A 21,766-nucleotide genomic window follows, 5' to 3' on the forward strand; every position below is an offset into this window, starting at 1 on the left:
AGCGCGTGATCGCAGCCGTCAGAGTGGTCTTGCCGTGGTCAACGTGGCCAATCGTACCGATGTTGACGTGCGGTTTGTTACGTTCAAACTTTGCCTTTGCCATAAGCAGGGCTCCTTAAATTCGCGTGATCTGCATGGAAAGGCGGGGCATCAAACCCCGCCGTCCCGATTAAGCGTATTTTTTCTGGATCTCGTCCGAGATGTTCTGCGGAACGGCCTCATAGTGGTCGAACTGCATGGTGAACACGGCGCGGCCCGAAGACATCGAACGAAGGTTGTTGATGTAGCCGAACATGTTTGCCAGCGGCACCATTGCGTCGATGACGTTGGCGTTGCCGCGGCTGTCTTGCCCACGCACCATGCCACGACGGCTGGTGAGGTCGCCGATGATCGAACCGGTGTATTCTTCCGGCGTCACGACTTCCACGCGCATGATCGGCTCGAGCAGTTTTGCACCGGCTTTACGAAGACCTTCACGCATTGCTGCGCGCGAGGCGATTTCGAACGCCAGAACCGACGAGTCGACGTCGTGGAAAGCACCATCGATCAGAGCGACTTTGAAGTCGATAACCGGGAAGCCTGCCAGCGGACCGGAGTCCATGACCGACTTGATGCCTTTTTCGACGCCCGGGATGTATTCCTTCGGAACAGCACCGCCGACGATCTTCGATTCGAACGAGTAGCCTTCGCCCGGCTCGGTGGGCGTGATGACCAGCTTGATACGCGCGAACTGGCCGGTACCACCGGTCTGTTTCTTGTGCGTGTAATCAATCTCGTGCTGCTGCGAGATGGTCTCGCGGTAGGCAACCTGAGGTGCACCGATATTCGCCTCGACCTTGAACTCGCGACGCATACGGTCGACGAGGATGTCGAGGTGAAGTTCGCCCATGCCCTTCATGATCGTCTGGCCCGATTCTTGATCGGTTTCGACGCGGAAGGACGGGTCTTCGGCTGCCAGGCGCTGAAGGGCAAGGCCCATCTTTTCCTGGTCGGCTTTCGACTTCGGCTCGACGGCGATCTCGATCACCGGCTGCGGGAAGGTCATGGTTTCCAGAACCACCGGCTTGGCCGGATCGCACAGGGTGTCACCCGTGGTGGTTTCTTTCAGACCTGCCAAAGCGATGATGTCGCCTGCAAAGGCTTCTTCGATCTCTTCACGGTTCACAGCGTGCATGACCATCATACGACCGACGCGCTCGCGCTTGCCTTTGGTCGCATTCAGCATCTGGTCGCCTTTTTTCAGGGCGCCCGAGTAAATGCGGGTAAAGGTCAGCGAACCGACGAAGGGGTCGTTCATGATCTTGAACGCCAGCGCCGAGAAGGGCTGATCGTCCGAAGCTTTGCGAGCGATGTTACGCTCTTCCGTCTCGTCGTCAGGCGCAAAGCCCATCAGATCCGGAACGTCCGTCGGAGCCGGCAGATAGTCGATCACCGAGTTCAGCAGCAGCTGAACGCCCTTGTTCTTGAAGGCCGAGCCAGCAAGAACCGGGAAGAACGACATCGACAGCGTACCCTTACGGATCAGCTTGCGCAGAGTATCCTCGTCGGGCTCGGTGCCCTCAAGGTAGGCCTCCATGGCAGCATCGTCTTGCTCGACAGCAAGTTCGATCATCTTGCCGCGCCATTCTTCGGCCAGATCCTTCAGCTCTTCGCGAATCGGCTGGCGGACCCAGGACGCACCAACGTCCTCACCCTTCCAGACCCATTCTTCCATCTTGATCAGGTCGATCGCGCCTTCGAGCTTGTCCTCGGCACCGATTGGCAAAGCAACCGGGCAAGGCGTGCCGCCGGTGCGGTCCTTGATCATGTCGACGCATTTGAAGAAGTCAGCGCCGATCTTGTCCATCTTGTTGACGAACACGATCCGCGGAACCTTGTAGCGGTCAGCCTGACGCCACACGGTTTCGGTCTGCGGCTCGACGCCTGCGTTACCGTCCAGAAGGCAGATTGCGCCGTCCAGAACAGCCAGCGAACGCTCGACTTCGATGGTGAAGTCAACGTGGCCGGGGGTGTCGATGATGTTGAACTTGTGGCGCAGCGCGGGGTCAGCCGTGTACTCGGTGTCCTCGTGCTTTTGCCAGAAGGTCGTGGTTGCTGCGGACGAGATGGTGATCCCGCGCTCAGCTTCTTGTTCCATGAAGTCCATGGTGGACGCACCGTCATGCGTCTCACCCATTTTGTGGTTCTTACCGGTGTAGAACAGGATACGCTCGGTCGTCGTGGTTTTACCCGCGTCGATATGAGCCATAATCCCGAAGTTCCGGTAACGTTCGAGCGGATACTCGCGTGCCATTGACGTTCCTTCCGATTACCAACGGTAATGGCTGAACGCTTTGTTCGCGTCGGCCATCTTGTGGGTGTCTTCGCGCTTTTTGACGGCAGTACCACGACCATTGACAGCATCAGCCAGCTCACCGGCCAGACGCTCTTCCATGGTGTGTTCGTTGCGCTTTTTCGCAGCGGTGATCAGCCAGCGGATGGCCAGAGCCTCGCGGCGGATCGGACGGACTTCGACCGGAACCTGGTAGGTTGCACCACCAACGCGACGCGAGCGCACTTCGACCGAAGGCTTCACGTTGTCGAGGGCTTCGTGGAAGACTTCGATCGGCTCGCGCTTCAGCTTGCCTTCAACCCGCTCAAGCGCGTTGTAGACGATGCGTTCGGCGGTCGATTTCTTACCGTCAACCATCAGGTTGTTCATGAATTTCGTCAGAACCCGATCACCATACTTGGCGTCAGGAAGGACTTCGCGTTTTTCAGCGGCGTGACGACGTGACATCTATGCCTCTCCTTACTTCGGACGCTTCGCGCCGTATTTCGAACGACGCTGACGACGATCTTTGACGCCCTGGGTGTCCAGAACACCCCGGAGGATGTGGTAACGGACACCCGGAAGGTCTTTTACACGGCCGCCACGGATCAGCACGACGCTGTGCTCCTGGAGGTTGTGCTTTTCGCCCGGGATGTAGGAGATAACCTCGAAGCCATTCGTCAGACGCACTTTGGCGACTTTACGCATAGCGGAGTTCGGTTTCTTCGGCGTCGTGGTGTAGACGCGCGTGCACACGCCGCGCTTTTGCGGGCATGACTGAAGGTGCTGCGATTTCGAGCGCTGCACCTTGGGCTGCCGCGGTTTGCGGATCAGCTGTTGGATCGTCGGCATTCGGTTCCCCGTCTTGCTTTCGTCAATACTCGCAGCCTGAACAGACTGCGCCACTTCTCGACAGCGCTTTGTGCGAATCACAAAAAACGCCAAACCCATCCGACCCCAAACAGTAGGGCGGACGGGAATTCCAGAAAATCCGGGCGATAACACCCAAATTTTGACCAATTTGGTTCTGGGTCCCGGAACTGAGACTCTCTCCGGGTGACGGGCGTATAGGCAGATTCCCCGCCCGAGTCAACACCAGCCCCCTGCCCCGGCTAGGTCAAACCGACTTATCGCCCCCCTCTTGGGCCAGCGCATTCAGGGCTGAAAGCTCGATTCCAAAGCGTCTGCGCAAGACATTTTCGAAATTGATGCCCTCATCCTCCAAGGCATAACCCGCCCCAACCGTCTGCGAGTCATTGTCTTGATGCATCAATCGGAAATACATGCGCCGATAGGCCAGCGTGACCGTCGGCATCATGCTGGCGATCTTCCAATGCTCGAAATGGATCGCGCTGCGCGGATCACTTGCGGGCAGATAGATCGTCAAAGCCGCGGTTGCGTGCGAGATGAAGCGGTTCTCAAGCCGCAGCCCGGACGGCTGGACATGGCCAACCACCCCCATCGCATAATCACATGCCAGACGCTGCTTGCGCTGCCACAGATCCTCGAGCGAGCGGAAATCCTCTTTGCCCGAGGCGATATAATCGAATGCCACGGCATCATCGTCATCATGACGGAAATGGCCGATGACATCAGCCTTGGGGTCAATATGCGGGGCAATTGCCTGGGAACAGGCCGCCAGATAGCGGGGCTGTGGCTCGATCAGCGACAGCCTGATCGCGGGAACCTCGGCGGCGATGTCGCGCAGCCAGCCCAGATAGGGCTGTGGCAGGTCCGGACAGGCCATGACGACCAGGCGGTAGTCCGGGTCGGTCTGTCCGATAAGGCAGGGCAAGGCCACTTGCTCGAACCAGTTCCAGCGACGCTGTAGGCGCTGGGGATCGTAGAGCACGGCTTTGCGCTCCTCGATCGTCTGATGCGCGATTTGATGCCCCCCCAGCCCGGCATAGGAAAACCGGCAAAGCCCCAACATCTGCACATGCATCGCAATTATCTCCTTGCGGCACGTCCTTCGCGCCAAATGGCATAAAGGCCCGCCGCCACGATCAGCAAGGCACCAAGTTGGGTCCACACATCAGGCCATTCGCCAAAGATCAGCCAGCCCAGCAGGATCGCCCAGATCAGCGCGGTATAACGGAAGGGCGCAACGAAGGAAATCTCGCCCAGCCGCATTGTCGCCACAACTGTAATTGCACCTACCGCGAACAAGATCGCCGCCAATGCAAGCAAGGCAATCTGGTTCAACTGGGGCATGACCCAAACCTCTTGGGTTGTCAGGATCAGGCTGAAGATCATCACCGCGACCGCGGCATAGATCGCAATCGTCACACTGGGCACCGCCGAGGAAAAGGACCGCGTGGCCAGATCGCGCAGCACGACCATCAGCACAGCCGCCAGCGCCACCAGTGACCATCCATCAAAGGCGTCCGAGCCCGGGCGCACGATGATCAGCACACCGATAAAGCCAATCGCGATCGCGATCAGCCGTCGCGGCCCCAGCCGGTCCCGAAAGACAATCGCCGCGGCCAGCGTCACCAAAAGCGGCATGGCCTGCATGATCGCCGACAGATTGCCAAGCGCCATATGCTGAAGCGCCAAAAGATACAGCATGGTCGAGCCGATCTCGCCGATGGATCTGAGGCACAACGCGGGCAGATCGCGCCGCGCCAGGCGCAGCCTCAGCCCGCCCTGCATCAGCGCAAACCCCACAAGCAAAGGCAGCAGGAACAGGCAACGGGTCAAGATCGACTGATAGACCGGCAGGCTTTGCGTCACATATTTCATGATCGCGTCATTGGCGACAAAGGCCGCTGTACTTAGGATCATCAGCAAAGCCGAGCGGGTATTGTCCGATATCTTGCGCGTGGCGCCCGAGGCAAGTTCTGACGGCCCAGAAGCCCGAAACAGAGACGGCATGGCTGTGCGATTTCCCCCTGCGCTGTGACCTCAAGGCTAGGCCCGTAACCACAGATTGAAAAGGCGCGAGGGGCGCTTGGTGCCTTCCCTTCTGCAATAGATCCGCCCTGTACCTGCCGGGCAACAGATCACCCTGATAAAGCCGCCTGCGCCACCCACAAAAGCCGCAATTCCAGCACCGGACACAGCGATCAGCACGCTGCTGCGAATGGGATGTCTTTGCCAGTTGAACCCCAGTTGGTCGGCCGCGCCCCTTTTGATCACCGCCTCGGCCGCGGGGCGCGCGCATCGCGGGCTGTCGTCGGTGGATCTGCGCCTTGATTTTGAGGCGATGGCACAAAGGAAAAGGCCCGGCAGATTTCTCTGCCGGGCCTTTTTTAGATCAAGCGATGTGATCAGTTGTCGCCGTGCGGTTCGTAAGCCGCAGGTGCAGCCAATGCGGCAGCAGCTTCGGCCTCGTTGCGACGAACCTCGATCACCTCGGCATCGCGATCAGCAGCGATCTTGCGCACGCGCGAGGTCGCCCCACCCGTCCCTGCCGGGATCAGGCGGCCAACGATGACGTTCTCTTTCAGACCGACCAGCTTGTCGCGCTTGCCCTGAACAGCAGCTTCGGTCAGCACGCGAGTCGTTTCCTGGAACGAGGCTGCCGAGATGAAGCTGCGGGTCTGCAAGCTTGCCTTGGTGATGCCCAAAAGCACCGGCTCGCCAGTGGCCGGACGGCCGCCTTTGGCTTCGATCTTGGCGTTTTCTTCCACGAACTCGTCACGGTCGACGTTTTCGCCCTTCAGCAAGGTCGTATCACCGCTGTCAAGGATCTCGATCTTCTGCAGCATCTGCCGCACGATCACCTCGATGTGCTTATCGTTGATCTTCACGCCTTGCAGACGATAAACGTCCTGCACTTCGTCGATCAGATAATCAGCCAGCGCTTCGATACCCATGATCCGCAAGATGTCGTGCGGGGCCGGGTTGCCGTCCATGATATAGTCACCCTTCTGCACGAAGTCGCCTTCCTGCACCGGGATGTGTTTGCCTTTCGGCACCATGTATTCGACAGCTTCCTGACCTTCGTTCGACGGCTCGATCGAGATGCGGCGCTTGTTCTTGTAGTCCTTGCCGAAGCGCACATAACCATCGATTTCGGCGATGATTGCGTGATCTTTCGGGCGACGGGCTTCAAAGAGTTCGGCCACACGCGGCAGACCACCGGTGATGTCCTTGGTCTTGGCGCCTTCACGCGGGATACGCGCAATGACGTCACCAGCACGGACATCCGCACCATCCTCGATCGACAGAACGGCGTCGACCGACATCGGATAGCTGATCGGGTTGCCCTGATCGTTGCGAACCGGTTCACCCTGCGCATCCATCAAGATGACTTCAGGCTTCAGATCATTCCCTTTGGGCGCCGAACGCCAATCGGTCACGATCTTCTGGGTCATACCCGTCGCATCATCGGTCTCATCGCGCACCGAGATGCCTGCGATTAGGTCGACAAAGCGGGTCGTACCGGCCTTTTCAGCGATGATCGGCAGGGTATAGGGGTCCCATTCGAACAGCTTGTGGCCACGGGTCACAGCCTCACCATCGCGCACGAACAGCTTCGAACCATAGGTCAGCTTATGCGTCGCCAAGGCTTCGCCTGCGCTGCCCATCACGTGAAGCTGCATCGAGCGGCTCATGACGATCAGCTCGCCATTCGCGTTCTCAAGCAGGCTTTCGTTCTCGAACTTGATCGTGCCGTCTTGTGCAGCAGCAAGGAACGACTGCTGACCACCCTGAGCAACACCGCCGATGTGGAAGGTCCGCATCGTCAGCTGGGTACCCGGCTCACCGATCGACTGTGCAGCGATAATCCCGACAGCTTCACCGATGTTGACCAGCGTACCGCGTGCAAGGTCACGGCCATAGCACAGCGCGCAAACGCCATCTTCGGCTTCACAGGTCAGTGCCGAGCGGATGCGAACGGTCTGAACGTTGGCCTTTTCGATCTCGTCGGCCTTGCGCTCGTCGATCAGCTCATTGGCTTTGACGATGATGGTATCTTCGCCCGGAACCATCACGTCATCAGCCGCAACGCGACCAAGGATGCGCTCAGACAGCGGGCTGACGACTTCACCATCATTGACCGCAGCCGAAGCCGTGATCGCGCGATCGGTGCCACAATCATGCTCGCGCACGATGCAGTCCTGCGCCACGTCAACCAGACGACGGGTCAAGTAACCCGAGTTCGCGGTTTTCAGTGCCGTATCGGACAGACCCTTACGAGCGCCGTGGGTCGAGTTGAAGTATTCAAGAACGGTCAGACCTTCCTTGAAGTTCGAGATAATCGGGGTCTCGATGATCTCGCCGTTCGGCTTGGCCATCAAGCCGCGCATCCCGCCCAGCTGCTTCATCTGCGTGACCGAGCCACGAGCCCCGGAGTGGGCCATCATATAGACCGAGTTCGGTTCTGCTTCCGAGCCGTTGTCATCGTATTTGGTAGCCGAGATCGTCGACATCATCGCATCGGTGACGCGGTCGTTACATTTCGACCACGCATCCACGACTTTGTTGTATTTCTCGCCCTGAGTGATGAGACCGTCCAGATACTGCTGTTCGAACTCTTTGACCTGGTCCTGAACCTCTTCGACGATGGTCCATTTGGTATCCGGAACCACCATATCGTCCTTACCGAACGAGATGCCGGCGCGGAATGCCGAGCGGAAGCCAAGGCCCATGATCTGGTCACAGAAGATCACCGATTCCTTCTGACCGCAGTAGCGGTAGACGGTGTCGATGACGCTTTGGATGTCTTTCTTACGCAGCAGACGGTTGACCAGCGAGAAAGGCGCTTTTGCGTTTTTCGGCAGCAGCGCACCCAGACGCATCCGGCCCGGAGTGGTTTCGAAGCGCACGATGACTTCGTTACCATTCTCGTCAATCTGCGGAAGGCGCGCCTGAATCTTGGCGTGCAGATGCACCTCGCCGGCGGCGAGCGCATGTTCGACTTCCTCGAGGTTGCGGAAGGCCATGCCTTCGCCCTTCATGCCTTCGCGCTGCATGGTCGTGTAGTACAGACCAAGCACCATATCCTGCGACGGAACGATGATCGGCGCGCCGTTGGCGGGCGACAGAACGTTGTTCGTCGACATCATCAGGACGCGGGCTTCCAGCTGGGCTTCCAGCGAAAGCGGCACGTGAACAGCCATCTGGTCGCCGTCAAAGTCAGCGTTGAACGCCGAGCAGACAAGCGGGTGCAGCTGAATGGCCTTGCCTTCGATCAGGATCGGCTCGAACGCCTGGATGCCCAGACGGTGCAGCGTCGGCGCACGGTTCAAAAGAACCGGGTGCTCGCGGATGACCTCGTCCAGGATATCCCAAACTTCGGGACGCTCTTTCTCGACCAGTTTCTTCGCCTGCTTGACCGTCGAGGACAGGCCCTTGGCTTCAAGACGCGAATAGATGAACGGCTTGAACAGCTCGAGCGCCATCTTCTTGGGCAGACCGCACTGGTGCAACTTCAGCTCGGGGCCGGTCACGATGACCGAACGACCCGAAAAGTCGACGCGCTTACCCAAAAGGTTCTGACGGAAGCGGCCCTGCTTACCTTTCAGCATATCCGACAGCGACTTCAGCGGGCGCTTGTTGTTGCCCGTGATGACGCGGCCACGACGGCCGTTGTCGAACAAAGCGTCGACCGATTCCTGCAGCATCCGCTTTTCGTTGCGCACGATGATATCGGGCGCGCGAAGCTCGATCAGGCGCTTCAGACGGTTGTTGCGGTTGATGACGCGGCGGTAGAGGTCGTTCAGGTCCGAGGTCGCAAAACGGCCACCATCCAGCGGAACCAGCGGACGCAGTTCCGGCGGGATGACCGGAATCACGGTCATGACCATCCACTCGGGGCGGTTGCCCGATTCAAGGAAGCTTTCGACGATCTTCAGACGCTTGATGATCTTCTTCGGCTTCAGCTCGCCCGTTGCTTCTTTCAGCTCTTCGCGCAGATGGTCCGCGGTTGCAGCCAGATCGATATTGGCCAGCATTTCGCGAATGGCTTCTGCACCGATGTTAGCGGTGAAAGCGTCGGCGCCGAACTTGTCCTGCGCGTCCATATAGTCTTCTTCGTTCAGAAGCTGACCATAGGACAGATCCGTCAGACCGGGTTCGATCACGACGTAGTTTTCAAAGTACAAGATCCGCTCAAGATCGCGCAGCGTCATGTCCAGCATGAGGCCGATCCGGCTGGGAAGCGACTTCAGGAACCAGATATGCGCAACCGGCGCTGCCAGTTCGATATGGCCCATACGCTCGCGGCGTACTTTCTGAAGCGTGACTTCGACACCGCATTTTTCGCAGACGAGGCCGCGGTATTTCATGCGCTTATATTTGCCGCAAAGGCATTCGTAATCTTTGATCGGGCCAAAGATACGTGCGCAGAACAGACCGTCACGCTCGGGCTTGAACGTACGGTAGTTGATGGTTTCGGGCTTCTTCACCTCGCCGAAGGACCAAGCAAGGATCTCTTCGGGCGAAGCGAGCGAGATTTTGATCTCGTCGAACTGGCGCGGAGAGGCCAGCGGATTGAGAGGGTTGTTGGCGAGTTCCTGGTTCATCTCATTTTCCTGTTCAGAGGGCGCGGGGGAAGGAATGGTGCGCGACGGGCGCGCACCTTACGGCCGGGGCCGTTATTCCTCATCCTCCGCATCCAGGAGTTCCATGTTGAGGCCCAGACCACGGACCTCTTTCACCAGCACGTTGAACGATTCCGGCACGCCAGCCTCGAAGTTATCGTCACCTTTGACGATCGATTCATAGACTTTGGTACGGCCAGCAACGTCATCCGACTTCACCGTCAGCATTTCCTGCAGGGTATAGGCGGCGCCATAAGCTTCGAGAGCCCAGACTTCCATCTCACCCAGACGCTGACCACCGAACTGCGCCTTACCACCCAGCGGCTGCTGCGTGACAAGCGAGTAAGGCCCGGTCGAGCGTGCGTGCATCTTGTCGTCGACAAGGTGGTGCAGCTTCAGGACGTATTTCATGCCCACGGTAACCGGACGCGCGAATTGCTCGCCGGTGCGGCCATCAAACACGATCGACTGACCCGAGGTGTCAAAACCGGCACGGCGCAAAGCGTCGTTGATGTCGGCTTCTTTGGCACCGTCAAAGACCGGCGTCGCAATCGGAACGCCCGCGCGCACGGCATCAGCATGCTCAAGCAGCTGCTCATCGGCCATATCGGCGAAGGTGTCGGTGTACATTTCGTCACCGTAACCGTTTTTCATCGCCTCGCGCACAGGGGTCATATCGCCATTGCGGCGATAGTCCTGCAACGCTTCATCGATCTTGATGCCCAGACCGCGTGCGGCCCAGCCCATATGGGTTTCAAGAATCTGACCGACGTTCATACGCGACGGAACGCCAAGCGGGTTCAGCAGCAGGTCGACCGGGGTGCCGTCAGCAAGGAAGGGCATGTCTTCGATCGGAACAACCTTCGAAACCACACCTTTGTTGCCGTGGCGACCAGCCATCTTGTCGCCAGCCTGAAGCTTGCGCTTCACCGCGACAAAGACTTTGACCATCTTCATCACGCCCGGAGGCAGATCGTCGCCCTGACGGACTTTCTCGACCTTGTCTTCGAAGCGGGCCTCAAGTGCCTTGCGCTGCGCGTCGTATTGCTGGTTCAGCGCCTCGACTTCTTTGGCGACATCTTCTTCGCCGACAGCCAGCAGCCACCACTGACCACGCGACAGCGTTGCCAGCAGATCATCGTTGATCTCAGCACCCGGCTTGATGCCTTTGGGGCCTTTGACCACGGCTTTGCCCGAGATCAGCGACTTGAGACGCGCGTAGATGTTGCGATCAAGGATCGCCATCTCGTCGTCACGGTCGCGTGCCAGACGCTCGACTTCTTCACGCTCGATCTGCAGCGCACGTTCGTCTTTATCGACGCCGTGACGGTTGAAGACGCGAACTTCGACGATCGTGCCATAGGCACCCGGCGGCAAACGCAGCGACGTATCGCGAACATCCGACGCTTTTTCGCCGAAGATGGCGCGCAGAAGCTTTTCTTCCGGCGTCATCGGGCTTTCGCCTTTGGGCGTGATCTTACCGACCAGAATGTCGCCCGGACCAACTTCGGCGCCGATATACACAATGCCAGCCTCGTCGAGGTTGCGCAGTGCTTCTTCGCCGACGTTCGGGATGTCGCGGGTGATTTCTTCCGGCCCCAGCTTCGTATCGCGCGCCGCCACTTCGTATTCATCGATATGGATCGAGGTGAATACGTCATCGCGGTGGATGCGTTCCGAAATCAGGATCGAGTCTTCGTAGTTGTAACCGTTCCACGGCATGAACGCGACGACCACGTTCCGGCCGATTGCCAGCTCGCCCTGATCGGTCGAAGGACCGTCAGCGATGACCTGATTTTTCACGACACGCTCGCCCACTTTCACCAGCGGACGCTGGTTGATGGTCGAGGATTGGTTCGAACGCTTGAACTTGCGCAGACGATAGATGTCCACGCCCGCATCGCCCGCACCCAGATCTTCGGTCGCACGGATAACGATACGCTGCGCATCGACCTGGTCGATGATGCCGCTGCGACGCGCCATGATCGCTGCACCCGAATCGCGCGCAACCGTTGCTTCCATGCCGGTGCCCACAAAAGGAGCCTCGGCGCGCAGCAGCGGAACGGCCTGACGTTGCATGTTCGAGCCCATCAGAGCGCGGTTGGCGTCGTCGTTTTCAAGGAAGGGGATCAGAGCCGCAGCAACCGACACCAGCTGTTTGGGCGAAACGTCGATCAGATCGACGGCATCCACCGGGTTCAGCATGAAGTCGCCCGCCTGACGGGTCGAGATCAACTCATCAACGAAATTGCCATCCGCATCCAGCGTCGCGTTCGCCTGAGCGACAGTGTGACGCATTTCCTCGGTGGCCGACATATAGACGACGTCATCGGTCACACGACCTTCGATCACCTTGCGATAAGGCGTTTCGATAAAGCCGTATTTGTTGACGCGTGCAAAGGTCGCAAGGCTGTTGATCAGACCGATGTTCTGGCCTTCCGGCGTTTCAATCGGGCACATCCGGCCGTAATGGGTCGGGTGAACGTCGCGAACCTCGAAGCCTGCGCGTTCGCGCGTCAGACCGCCCGGCCCAAGAGCCGAGAGACGACGTTTGTGCGTGACTTCCGAAAGCGGGTTGGTTTGGTCCATGAACTGCGACAGCTGCGACGAGCCGAAGAATTCACGAACAGCCGCCGCTGCCGGTTTTGCGTTGATCAGATCCTGCGGCATGACCGTGTCGATCTCGACCGAGGACATACGCTCGCGGATCGCGCGCTCCATGCGCAGCAGGCCGACGCGATACTGGTTTTCCATCAGTTCGCCAACCGAGCGAACACGACGGTTGCCCAGGTGGTCGATGTCGTCGATCTCGCCTTTGCCGTCACGCAGCTCTACCAGCCCGCGGATACAGGCAATGATGTCTTCGCGACGCAGGGTGCGCTGGGTATCGGGCGCATCCAGATCAAGGCGCATGTTCATCTTGACGCGACCAACGGCCGAAAGGTCGTAACGCTCGCTGTCAAAGAACAGGCTGTCAAACATGGTCGAGGCCGCTTCAACGGTCGGCGGCTCGCCCGGACGCATGACGCGATAGATATCCATCAGCGCGCCTTCGCGGCTCATGTTCTTATCGGCAGCCATGGTGTTGCGGATGTAGGGACCGACGTTGACATGGTCGATGTCAAGCACCGGGATCTCGGCCACACCATTGTCCAGCAGAACCTTGAGCAGGCCGCCCGAGATTTCGCCGTCACGGTCGTATTCGATGGTGATCTCATCGCCAGCTTCAGCGTAGATCAGACCGGTATCTTCGTTGATGATGTCTTTCGCAACAAAGCGGCCAACAATCTTTTCAAACGGAATCAGAAGCTTAAGATCGCCTTCTTTTTCAAGAAGCTGCTTGACCAGGCGCGGCGTGACCTTGTCGCCGGCTTTGGTGATGACTTCGCCGGTATCGGCATTCACCAGATCGAAAGTCGGACGGGTGCCGCGCATCCGCTCGGGGAAAAAGCGCGTGACCCAACCCGCTTCCTGACCCCGGCCGCCTTTTTGCAGTTTGTAATCAACCGTGTCGTAGAAGGCGTCCATGATGCCTTCCTGATCCATGCCAAGCGCATAGAGCAGCGTGGTCACCGGCAGTTTGCGGCGACGGTCGATACGAGCGAATACCAGATCTTTGGCGTCGAATTCAAAGTCGAGCCACGACCCGCGATAGGGAATGATGCGGCAGGCGAACAGCAGCTTGCCCGACGAATGGGTCTTGCCGCGGTCATGGTCGAAGAAAACACCAGGGCTGCGGTGCATCTGCGACACGACAACGCGCTCGGTGCCGTTCACGATGAACGTACCGTTCTGGGTCATCAGGGGCATATCGCCCATGTAGACGTCTTGTTCTTTGATGTCCTTGACCGATTTGGCGCCGGTGTTTTCATCGACATCGAATACGATCAGACGCAGCGTCACCTTCAGCGGTGCGGCATAGGTCATGTCGCGCGCTTGGCATTCGTCAACGTCGTATTTCGGCTTTTCGAGCTCGTATTTCACGAATTCGAGGGTCGCCGTTTCATTGAAATCCTTGATCGGGAAAACCGACTGGAAAACGCCCTGGATGCCTTCGCCGTCCTGGTGGCCAACCGCCTCGCCTGAGCGCAGGAAGAGGTCATAGGATGACTTCTGAACCTCAATGAGGTTCGGCATCTCTAGAACTTCACGGATATTGCCATAGTAACGCCGGATGCGTTTCTGGCCGACATAAGCTTGCGCCATAGGGGGTCATACCTTTCGTCTTTCGCTCGCACTGCCCGTCGGGTCCCGGTCAGCGCAAGGCGGCGAATGAGGGGTGAGGTTCCATTCGTGCCGCGCGTCCCACCGCGAAGCTCCCGAACCCCGAACATGCCCTGAAGGAAAATCTTAACGAAAATTACCCTTCAAGACAGGTTCGGCAGGGACCGGGAAACCCCGGACCCTGCCATATCTGCTTCGACCAAAAAGTCGATTACTTGAGTTCGACTTTGGCGCCAGCTGCTTCCAGCTTGGCTTTGATGTCTTCAGCTTCAGCTTTCGCTGCGCCTTCTTTGACTTTGCCGCCAGCTTCGACCAGGTCTTTAGCTTCTTTCAGGCCAAGACCGGTGATTGCGCGAACTTCTTTGATCACGTTGATCTTGTTTGCGCCGGCTTCGGTCAGAACGACGTCAAACTCGGTTTTTTCTTCAGCAGCTTCAGCTGCTGCAGCCGGGCCAGCCATCATGACAGCGCCGCCAGCAGCCGGCTCGATGCCGTACTCATCCTTCAGGATGGTTTTCAGTTCCTGAGCCTGCAGCAGGGTCAGGCCAACGATTTCTTCGGCGAGTTTCTTAAGATCAGCCATTTTTCCGTTCTCTTAACTAAGTGTTCCAACGTCGCGATTACAAGTCCACGACAGGAGTAGGGTTGCCTCAGGCAGCCTCACGCTCTTCCAGAGTCGTAAGGATGCTCGCGATGTTCGAAGCAGGTGCGCCAATTGCGCCAGCGATGTTCGAAGCAGGTGCACCGATGCACGAAACGATCTGAGCGATAAGCTCTTCACGCGACGGCATTTGTGCGACAGCTTTGACACCGGCCGGGTCAAGCGCCGTGTCGCCCATAGCACCGCCCAGGATGACGAACTTGTCGTTACCCTTGGCGTATTTATCCGCGACCTTGGCAGCAGCTACCGGGTCCTCGGAGAAAGCGAGCACGGTCATACCCGACAGATAGTCAGCAATGCTTCCGCAGGGCTTTCCATCAAGGGCAATCTTGGCGAGCCTGTTCTTGGCAACGCGAACGGACCCACCAACTTCACGCATTTGCGCGCGCAGGTCCTGCATTTCGGCAACCGTCATCCCCTCGTAGCGGGCAACCACTACGACGCCAGAGGCTTCAAAGATCTGGCCGAGTTCTTCGACCACTTGCTCTTTTTGCGCTCTATCCACGGTTTCACTCCAAGTATGGGGGTTTCCCCCCGGCTCTCACTATCCTGCCCCCCGAAAGGTGGCAGGTCGGGTCCGTGACGGTCCAAGATCACCCGAAGCAAGCTCGGAAAATGGTCTTGATCCCATCTCAGGAAGGACATTAAGCGGGAAACCCGCACCCTCCGTCTCGGACAGGACGGGGCTTGGAAGCCCCGTCATTCACCGAGTCGCCCCGGCAAAACTTTGTGCGCTTATTGCGCGGACGACGAGGCCACGTCAAGCGAAACGCCCGGGCCCATGGTCGAGCTGATCGAAACCTTCTTCAGATAGGTCCCTTTTGCGCCCGTCGGACGTGCGCGGTTCACAGCTTCCACGAATGCGCGGATGTTTTCAGCAAGTTTGGCAGCGTCGAAGCTGACTTTGCCGATACCTGCATGAACAACACCAGCTTTTTCAGCTTTGAACTGAACTTCGCCGCCTTTTGCCGCTTCAACAGCCGATTTAACGTCCATCGTCACGGTGCCGACTTTGGGGTTCGGCATCAGGTTGCGCGGGCCAAGGATCTTACCAAGACGGCCGACCAGCGGCATCATGTCCGGGGTGGCGATGCAGCGATCGAATTCGATCTTGCCCGACTGGATGGTTTCCAGCAGGTCTTCTGCACCGACGATCTCAGCGCCAGCAGCTTTGGCTTCGTCAGCTTTCGGGCCGCGTGCGAACACAGCGACGCGAACGTGCTTACCGGTGCCATTCGGCAGGGTGACAACGCCGCGGACCATCTGGTCAGCGTGACGCGGGTCAACACCAAGGTTCAGCGCGATTTCAACGGTTTCGTCGAATTTCGCGGTGGCATTGCCTTTGACCAGAGCAACAGCATCTTCAACCGAGAGGTTGGCTTTGCCGTTGAAAGCGGTGCGGGCAGCAGCTTGTTTTTTCGAAATTTTCGCCATGACTTAGCCTTTCACCTCGATACCGATCGAGCGGGCCGAGCCCAGGATGATCTGCATTGCGGCTTCGACGTCATTGGCCGAAAGGTCTTTTGCTTTGGCTTCAGCAATCTGACGAACCTGAGCAACAGTCACGGTACCAGCAACGGTGCGACCCGGCTTGTCCGAACCTTTTGCGCGGTTACGCTTGCCAACCGGCTTCAGACCAGCAGCCTTCTTCAGAAGGAACGCCGCAGGCGACGTCTTCGTTTCGAAGGTGAAGGATTTGTCGGCGTAATAGGTGATCACGACCGGAACAGGTGCGCCCTGCTCCATTTCCTGCGTGCGCGCGTTGAACGCTTTGCAGAATTCCATGATGTTGATGCCGCGCTGACCCAGTGCAGGACCAACCGGCGGGGACGGGTTTGCCTGACCCGCCTTGATTTGCAGCTTAAGGCTGCCGACGACTTTCTTGGCCATGTGGCCTACTCCTTATCATCACGCCCGATTCGAGATTGAACCAATGGGCAGACTTAGCGGTACGGCTTGCGCCTTCCGCAAAAAATCACAAGACCTTAGAGACCTGTGTGAACTCCAGCTCGACCGGCGTGGGCCGGCCAAAGATCGAGACGGTGACCTTGATGCGGCTTGCGGCCTCATCCACTTCCTCGACCGAACCGGCGAAGCCTTCGAACGGCCCGTCGGTGACGTTAACTTTCTCGCCAATCTCAAAGCGAATCAGGTTGCGCGGGGCCACTTCAGCACCCGGCTCGCCGCCGCGGTTCAGCATCGCGTTCACTTCGTCATCACGCATCGGCATCGGCTTGCCCTGAGCACCAAGGAAGCCGCTGACGCGGTTGATCGAATTCACGAGATGGTAAGTCCGGTCCGTCAATTCCATGTGGACAAGAACGTAACCAGGCATGAAGCGACGCTCCGAGGTTACTTTCTTGCCGCGACGGATCTCGATCACTTCTTCAGTGGGAACGAGAACCTCATCGATCTGCTCTTCCAACCCTTTTTCGACAGCTGCCAGGCGAATCGCCTCGGCCACCTTCTTTTCAAAGTTGGACAGGACACTGACCGAATACCAACGCTTTGCCATGCTTCGATCAACCCCTGTTTTCTGTCAGGATCGGCATGCCAATCCCCAAAATCCTTGCAACACACACCCGAGCGGTGAAATAAAATCGGCGCGCATGAGCGAATCGATGCACGCCGCCTGCCGGGCTAGTTGGCCGGACATACCGCCAATAGCCCGCTTTGGCAAGCCCTACGACCCGACAGCGCCAATAATCGCGGCGATTCCCGACCGGATACCAAGATCCACCAAAAAGAAGAAAAGCGAACAAATCGTCGCCATGATCAGGACCATAATCGTGGTCGTGATCACCTCACGGCGGGTCGGCCACGAGATCTTGCTGATTTCGGCACGGACTTGGCCGATGAACTGGACGGGATTCGTCATGGATTTCCCTTTGGCGTTGCAGCGCGTCAGATAACCCGCCCCTCTTGCGAATTCAACCCGCCTCTCGAGATTGCGCAAGCTAGGGGGAAAGAAACTCGACATTTGGCAGCTGACGCAAAGCGGCCAGATCTGCCTCGTAAGCCTTCCGCGAGCGATCGGCCTCGTGCTTGGTGACCAGATCAAGGCCGGGAAACCCTGCAGATTTGGGGAATTTGTCCATGGCTGCGCGCGCCACATGGCGCAGATCACAGTCATCATCATCAAGCACTTGCGCGATCATCCAATCAAAACCGGCTTGCGTCAGCCCCAAATTATTCGGGGCGGGCCGCGGGATTTGGTCAAGGTCAACGCCGGGCAGAAGTGCTGCCAGCAATTCCCCCCGGATTCGTGAGTAGTCCTCGTAGCGCCAGACCAAAAGCCGCCTTGCCCCCGATCCGCGCAGCACGCGCGATGCGAAATCGGTCCAATCAAGCGCGGCAATATCGCGCCCCCTCAGGAAGTCACGAAAATCCAGCTCGTGGCCGCGCTGAACCTGCAATGAAAAGGCCGAGACGATAAAGCTGGCGGGGTCGCGCACCCCAAAGGCAACCGTATCGGGCGCATGACCCAAAACCTTGACCGCATGGGCCAGACGGCGTTCGACATTTGGATAAATGCGGCCCCGCATATCGAAAAGACGCATGCGGCTGCTGCCACCCAACATATTCTCATCGCTCAGGATTTGCTGGGAAAAGGCCGTTGTGACGCGGGCAAAGGCCTGCCGCACGGCCAGGGCCAGGGGGGTGTCCTCATCGGCCCGATCTAGGGCCTGGATCAGGGGGAAACGATGGCTGCGCAGTACGGCAGGACCAGCATAAAAGATACCGGCACGCGCCAAGGCGTCGGTCGAAAGTTGCAGCGTTTCCTGAAGATGGGTCGTGGCGGTTTTATGCACGCCAATGTGCCAAGTCAGCGCCAAGGGATGAAATCCGTCTGTGTCGCTTAAACTGATTCGCGGCTGGCAGGGGCAGAGGGACTCGAACCCACGACCCTCGGTTTTGGAGACCGCGACTTAATATTGATTATTATATAGTCTTTTCCCAACCGGCTCGTTTTCGAGCTACGCCACATCAATGGGTTATAGCAGTTTTCCCAACCGCAAAACCCACGAAGGTGGAGGTCGCAGAAAAATGACCCACACCACTTTGACCCACGCGGGCGACCGTCAACACGTCCCGACCGATCAGGCAGCGCCGGAGCGCATCTGGCTGGACCTGCCGAGCTTCAATAAAGCAGACAGATGGGCTCTCTCGACGGGGCATCGCAAAGACGGTTGGCCGGAATACGTCCGCTCCGATCTCGCCGCCCCCTCTGCGCCTGCCCGCGAACGGTGCGGGAGCTGCGGCGCGTTTGGTCGCAAATGCTACGGCAATGGCCCGGAAGGCCCTGACTGCGACGAGTGGGTCGGGGAAACAGACGGTCGAGCCTGCTGTTATGCGTGCTATGGGGCCGACCCCGCGCCTGCCGAGGTCGATGGGCTGGTGGAGCGGCTGCGCGTCAAGGGACGAATGGTTCGGGAGCAGATCAACCACCACATCCGCAGGATGGAGGTCGAGCGTATCGAAGCCGCCACCGCCCTGACAGCGCAGCAAGCCGAGATCGAGCGGCTGCGGGGACTGGAGCGCGATACCTATGCAACGTGGAAAAAGGTTGCAGCTGATCTGCAAGCCCGCGCAGAGAAGGCAGAGGCCGAGCGGGACGCCGCCGAGGAACGCGAATTCAACCGTGGCTATTTGATTGCCTGCTGCAACCTTACCAATCTGCATGACATGCCCGAGGTCGGGTTTGATGTCCTCAGAGAGCTAGGGTTGAGAAAGGCTCAAGTCGATGGCTTTGGCTTGTCGGAATACGACGCCGAGGCCCTGCGCAACATCGAGAAAGGCCGCGGCGGCAGCGTTTACGCTGATAACGCAATCGCGAAACTCAAGGGGGACGTGTGATGTAGCGGTATGAAATCAGCATACAGCAACCGTGGAACACACATGCAACTGAGCATGGAGAGTGGGTCAAATTCACCGACGCCCAAGCCACCATCACCCGCCTGACCGCCGAGCTTGCCCAAGCGCGGGCAGAGGCAGCAGCGGCGTATGATCGAGCAGCTCAAGAAGCGGACGAGGCGCACACTCACAACGAACGTCAAAAGGCTACTCGGGCATACCCGACTATTACAGACGCGGACACAATTGCAGACAACATCCGCGATCTAGCCACCGAACCCGGCACCACTGCGCTTGCCGAGATGCTGGACGCAGAGACGCGGGCGTGTGCGGAGGTGGCCCGTGCGCAATTTGACGACCGGGGGCGAGGCCGAGCGGGCCATCCGAGCGAAATGGACTGGGCCGATGGACATGACGAGGCAACGCGAGGCGCTCAAGCTGCCATCCTCGCCCGCATCGCACAGCGCAAGGAGGCGGGGGGATGAAAACCGCCTACAGGAAAGACCTGCCTGAAGGTTGGCGTGGTCATATGGTTTTTGACGAGCGCGGCAATGGAAGGGCATTTTTTACTAACGGCATAGACCGAAAAAATGTCGTGCCCGGATTTTACCTTAATTGGGACAGCAAGAATGAAACATTCATGGTGGCAGCAACACGAGAGCTGCTGAAACGTCTAGGAATGGAGTCCCCCCATGACCACCACCGACGATCTATGGAAGGACGTGGACATCCGCGTCATCGATCAACGCATCGGCGCAGGTATCGGTGGCATGGATACCGTGATCCGAGTCCTTCACAAGCCGTCCGGCATCATCGTTGAGGTTCCTCGCGTGACCGGATCGCAATTCAATGACCGCGCCGTTGCACTGGACATGATCGCAGCGGCCATCACCCACCCCAATTATCGAGGCGAGCCATGACCCCCACCCCGACCGCCGCCGCGCGGGTAATCGGCACGATCAGCAAGCAGCTGCGCATCGCAGGCTGGCATGACGCCGCCGATTACGTCGCAGGAGAATGGATGCAATCCCGCATCCTCGCCGCGATCCAGCCCGACCCCGAGCCGAAACACCCCGACGAAGAAGCTGTTGATCGGTTCGCAGCGGCCATGAAAACCAAGCTGCGGAAAAAGCGCGCCGAAGGACGCAGCGGCTGGGATGGGCCGGAATGCGATGCGAATGTCCTGACACGATTACTGCGCGAGCATGTCGAGAAAGGCGATCCACTGGACGTGGGCAATCTCTCCATGATGCTGCACCAGCGCGGCGAGCGCATCCAGACCGACCCCAAGCCGCAGACGGTGGCGTGGGCAGGTCCTGGCGAAAAACCTCACGCATACAGCCCAGACTTGATAGCAGGCGGTGACGATTGCCGCCATTGCGGTCACGGATGGGATATGCATCAACCCGCCACCCCGTCCAGCGCGGGCACGGTGAGCGTCGAGGCAGCGGCGCGAACAGAGGTCAGGCAGCTACGGGAGGCCCTGCGTCCATTTGCTGAATACATGCAGACGGATGAGGGCCGCTTGGATCTGGATTACCTCGGGAATGAAATTCCGGACGATCAGGGCGTCGGCTGGGTTTACCTGACCCACGGCGATTTCCGCGCCGCCTTGCGCGCCCTTGCTGGGGAGCGGTGACCGCGCCCGCCCACTACGGCAACCGGCGCGTGCCGAAGATGCTGGCACAGGTCAATGCGCTTCGCCGCGTCATTGCGGCCGAGGGTACACCCGGCATTCAGGACGCATGCGCTAAGGTCGAGGAGCATATCGACTTTGCCTATGGGCGGGCGGCGCCGGGCACAACCAGCGGTAGTTCGCCTGATTCTGACGGCTAGATATGTGTCGATTTGCGCAATAAATAGCTCAACAAACCTGCCATTTGTCTATCCATTTAGCCAGCTTCTTCAGCGCTAGACATGCGGGCTATACCTTAGTCGTAGTTGTAACGATCTAGTTGTTTTAGTCAGTGCCGTGGTAACGAGTCGGCAGTGGACTACGCTTAAGAAACGCGTTTCAACTGACCGGCTTGTGTCTGCTGTCTGCGTAAGCCGGTCAGCCAAAACCACCTTCACATTTCCGACCACACCCGCCATAGAAGCCGCGCTTCAGGTTCCCTAAACCCACAAGCGTGACCGGGTGCGGTATTGGCGTTGCGTCAACTCAGCTGCCGGTCAACTTTCAGGCTGGCAATTCTTCAAACAGGATGCCTGCGCGACCTCGGC

At 58.6% G+C, this 21,766-nt stretch carries 19 protein-coding genes; 4 read left to right on the forward strand and 15 right to left on the reverse strand.

Features of this window, described 5'->3' with window-relative positions; translation table 11 throughout:
• The 15 genes from RTS12_RS14100 to RTS12_RS14170 all read right to left on the reverse strand — a co-directional run.
• Positions 1-103, reverse strand: a 103-nt coding sequence (locus tag RTS12_RS14100) for a GTP-binding protein (RefSeq protein WP_312526472.1), incomplete at its 3' end; no start/stop codon positions are given.
• A gap of 66 nt (positions 104-169) precedes the next feature.
• A complete protein-coding gene (gene fusA, locus RTS12_RS14105; protein ID WP_312529599.1) occupies positions 170-2,293 on the reverse strand; it encodes an elongation factor G in 2,124 nt (707 codons plus the stop codon).
• 15 nt (positions 2,294-2,308) lie between these two features.
• Positions 2,309-2,779: a 30S ribosomal protein S7 gene (gene rpsG / locus RTS12_RS14110; protein ID WP_312529601.1), complete on the reverse strand. Its 471-nt coding sequence runs from the start codon at positions 2,777-2,779 to the stop codon at positions 2,309-2,311.
• Between the two features lie 12 nt (positions 2,780-2,791).
• Positions 2,792-3,163 carry a 30S ribosomal protein S12 gene (rpsL, locus tag RTS12_RS14115; RefSeq protein WP_010399029.1) on the reverse strand — a complete coding sequence of 124 codons (372 nt, stop codon included), beginning with the start codon at positions 3,161-3,163 and terminating at the stop codon, positions 2,792-2,794.
• 265 nt (positions 3,164-3,428) lie between these two features.
• Positions 3,429-4,256 (reverse strand): glycosyltransferase, encoded by an 828-nt coding sequence (locus tag RTS12_RS14120; protein WP_312529605.1) that lies wholly within the window; start codon positions 4,254-4,256, stop codon positions 3,429-3,431.
• A 5-nt stretch (positions 4,257-4,261) separates the two neighbouring features.
• Positions 4,262-5,188 carry a DMT family transporter gene (locus tag RTS12_RS14125; protein ID WP_312529607.1) on the reverse strand — a complete coding sequence of 309 codons (927 nt, stop codon included), beginning with the start codon at positions 5,186-5,188 and terminating at the stop codon, positions 4,262-4,264.
• A gap of 395 nt (positions 5,189-5,583) precedes the next feature.
• Positions 5,584-9,786 carry a DNA-directed RNA polymerase subunit beta' gene (gene rpoC, locus RTS12_RS14130; RefSeq protein WP_312529608.1) on the reverse strand — a complete coding sequence of 1,401 codons (4,203 nt, stop codon included), beginning with the start codon at positions 9,784-9,786 and terminating at the stop codon, positions 5,584-5,586.
• Between the two features lie 72 nt (positions 9,787-9,858).
• Positions 9,859-14,010 (reverse strand): DNA-directed RNA polymerase subunit beta, encoded by a 4,152-nt coding sequence (gene rpoB, locus RTS12_RS14135; RefSeq protein WP_312529609.1) that lies wholly within the window; start codon positions 14,008-14,010, stop codon positions 9,859-9,861.
• A 229-nt stretch (positions 14,011-14,239) separates the two neighbouring features.
• Positions 14,240-14,611 (reverse strand): 50S ribosomal protein L7/L12, encoded by a 372-nt coding sequence (gene rplL / locus RTS12_RS14140; protein WP_312529611.1) that lies wholly within the window; start codon positions 14,609-14,611, stop codon positions 14,240-14,242.
• A gap of 67 nt (positions 14,612-14,678) precedes the next feature.
• Positions 14,679-15,194: a 50S ribosomal protein L10 gene (gene rplJ, locus RTS12_RS14145; RefSeq protein ID WP_312529613.1), complete on the reverse strand. Its 516-nt coding sequence runs from the start codon at positions 15,192-15,194 to the stop codon at positions 14,679-14,681.
• A gap of 230 nt (positions 15,195-15,424) precedes the next feature.
• The gene (rplA, locus tag RTS12_RS14150) at positions 15,425-16,123 is read right to left on the reverse strand and encodes a 50S ribosomal protein L1 (protein WP_312529615.1); all 699 of its coding nucleotides are present in this window, start codon (positions 16,121-16,123) and stop codon (positions 15,425-15,427) included.
• A gap of 3 nt (positions 16,124-16,126) precedes the next feature.
• The gene (gene rplK / locus RTS12_RS14155) at positions 16,127-16,579 is read right to left on the reverse strand and encodes a 50S ribosomal protein L11 (protein ID WP_312529617.1); all 453 of its coding nucleotides are present in this window, start codon (positions 16,577-16,579) and stop codon (positions 16,127-16,129) included.
• 85 nt (positions 16,580-16,664) lie between these two features.
• The gene (nusG, locus tag RTS12_RS14160) at positions 16,665-17,204 is read right to left on the reverse strand and encodes a transcription termination/antitermination protein NusG (protein ID WP_312529619.1); all 540 of its coding nucleotides are present in this window, start codon (positions 17,202-17,204) and stop codon (positions 16,665-16,667) included.
• 168 nt (positions 17,205-17,372) lie between these two features.
• The gene (secE, locus tag RTS12_RS14165; RefSeq protein ID WP_312529620.1) at positions 17,373-17,567 is read right to left on the reverse strand and encodes a preprotein translocase subunit SecE; all 195 of its coding nucleotides are present in this window, start codon (positions 17,565-17,567) and stop codon (positions 17,373-17,375) included.
• Positions 17,568-17,646: 79 nt separating this feature from the next.
• Positions 17,647-18,525, reverse strand: a complete 879-nt coding sequence (locus RTS12_RS14170) for a hypothetical protein (RefSeq protein WP_312529621.1) — start codon at positions 18,523-18,525, stop codon at positions 17,647-17,649.
• Positions 18,526-18,736: 211 nt separating this feature from the next.
• Between RTS12_RS14170 and RTS12_RS14175 the strand changes: the two genes are divergently transcribed.
• From RTS12_RS14175 to RTS12_RS14190, 4 genes are all read left to right on the forward strand, one after another.
• The gene (locus RTS12_RS14175; RefSeq protein ID WP_312529623.1) at positions 18,737-19,546 is read left to right on the forward strand and encodes a hypothetical protein; all 810 of its coding nucleotides are present in this window, start codon (positions 18,737-18,739) and stop codon (positions 19,544-19,546) included.
• A gap of 689 nt (positions 19,547-20,235) precedes the next feature.
• Complete coding sequence (locus RTS12_RS14180) at positions 20,236-20,463, forward strand: hypothetical protein (protein ID WP_312529625.1); 228 nt, start codon at positions 20,236-20,238, stop codon at positions 20,461-20,463.
• Positions 20,460-21,182: a hypothetical protein gene (locus RTS12_RS14185; RefSeq protein WP_312529627.1), complete on the forward strand. Its 723-nt coding sequence runs from the start codon at positions 20,460-20,462 to the stop codon at positions 21,180-21,182. Before RTS12_RS14180 ends, RTS12_RS14185 begins: the two co-directional genes overlap by 4 nt.
• Positions 21,179-21,379 (forward strand): hypothetical protein, encoded by a 201-nt coding sequence (locus tag RTS12_RS14190; RefSeq protein ID WP_312529629.1) that lies wholly within the window; start codon positions 21,179-21,181, stop codon positions 21,377-21,379. Before RTS12_RS14185 ends, RTS12_RS14190 begins: the two co-directional genes overlap by 4 nt.
• Positions 21,380-21,766: the final 387 nt, after the last annotated feature.

Origin of the sequence: Paracoccus sp. (in: a-proteobacteria) (genome assembly GCF_032007265.1) — a bacterium.
Lineage (GTDB): Bacteria > Pseudomonadota > Alphaproteobacteria > Rhodobacterales > Rhodobacteraceae > Paracoccus.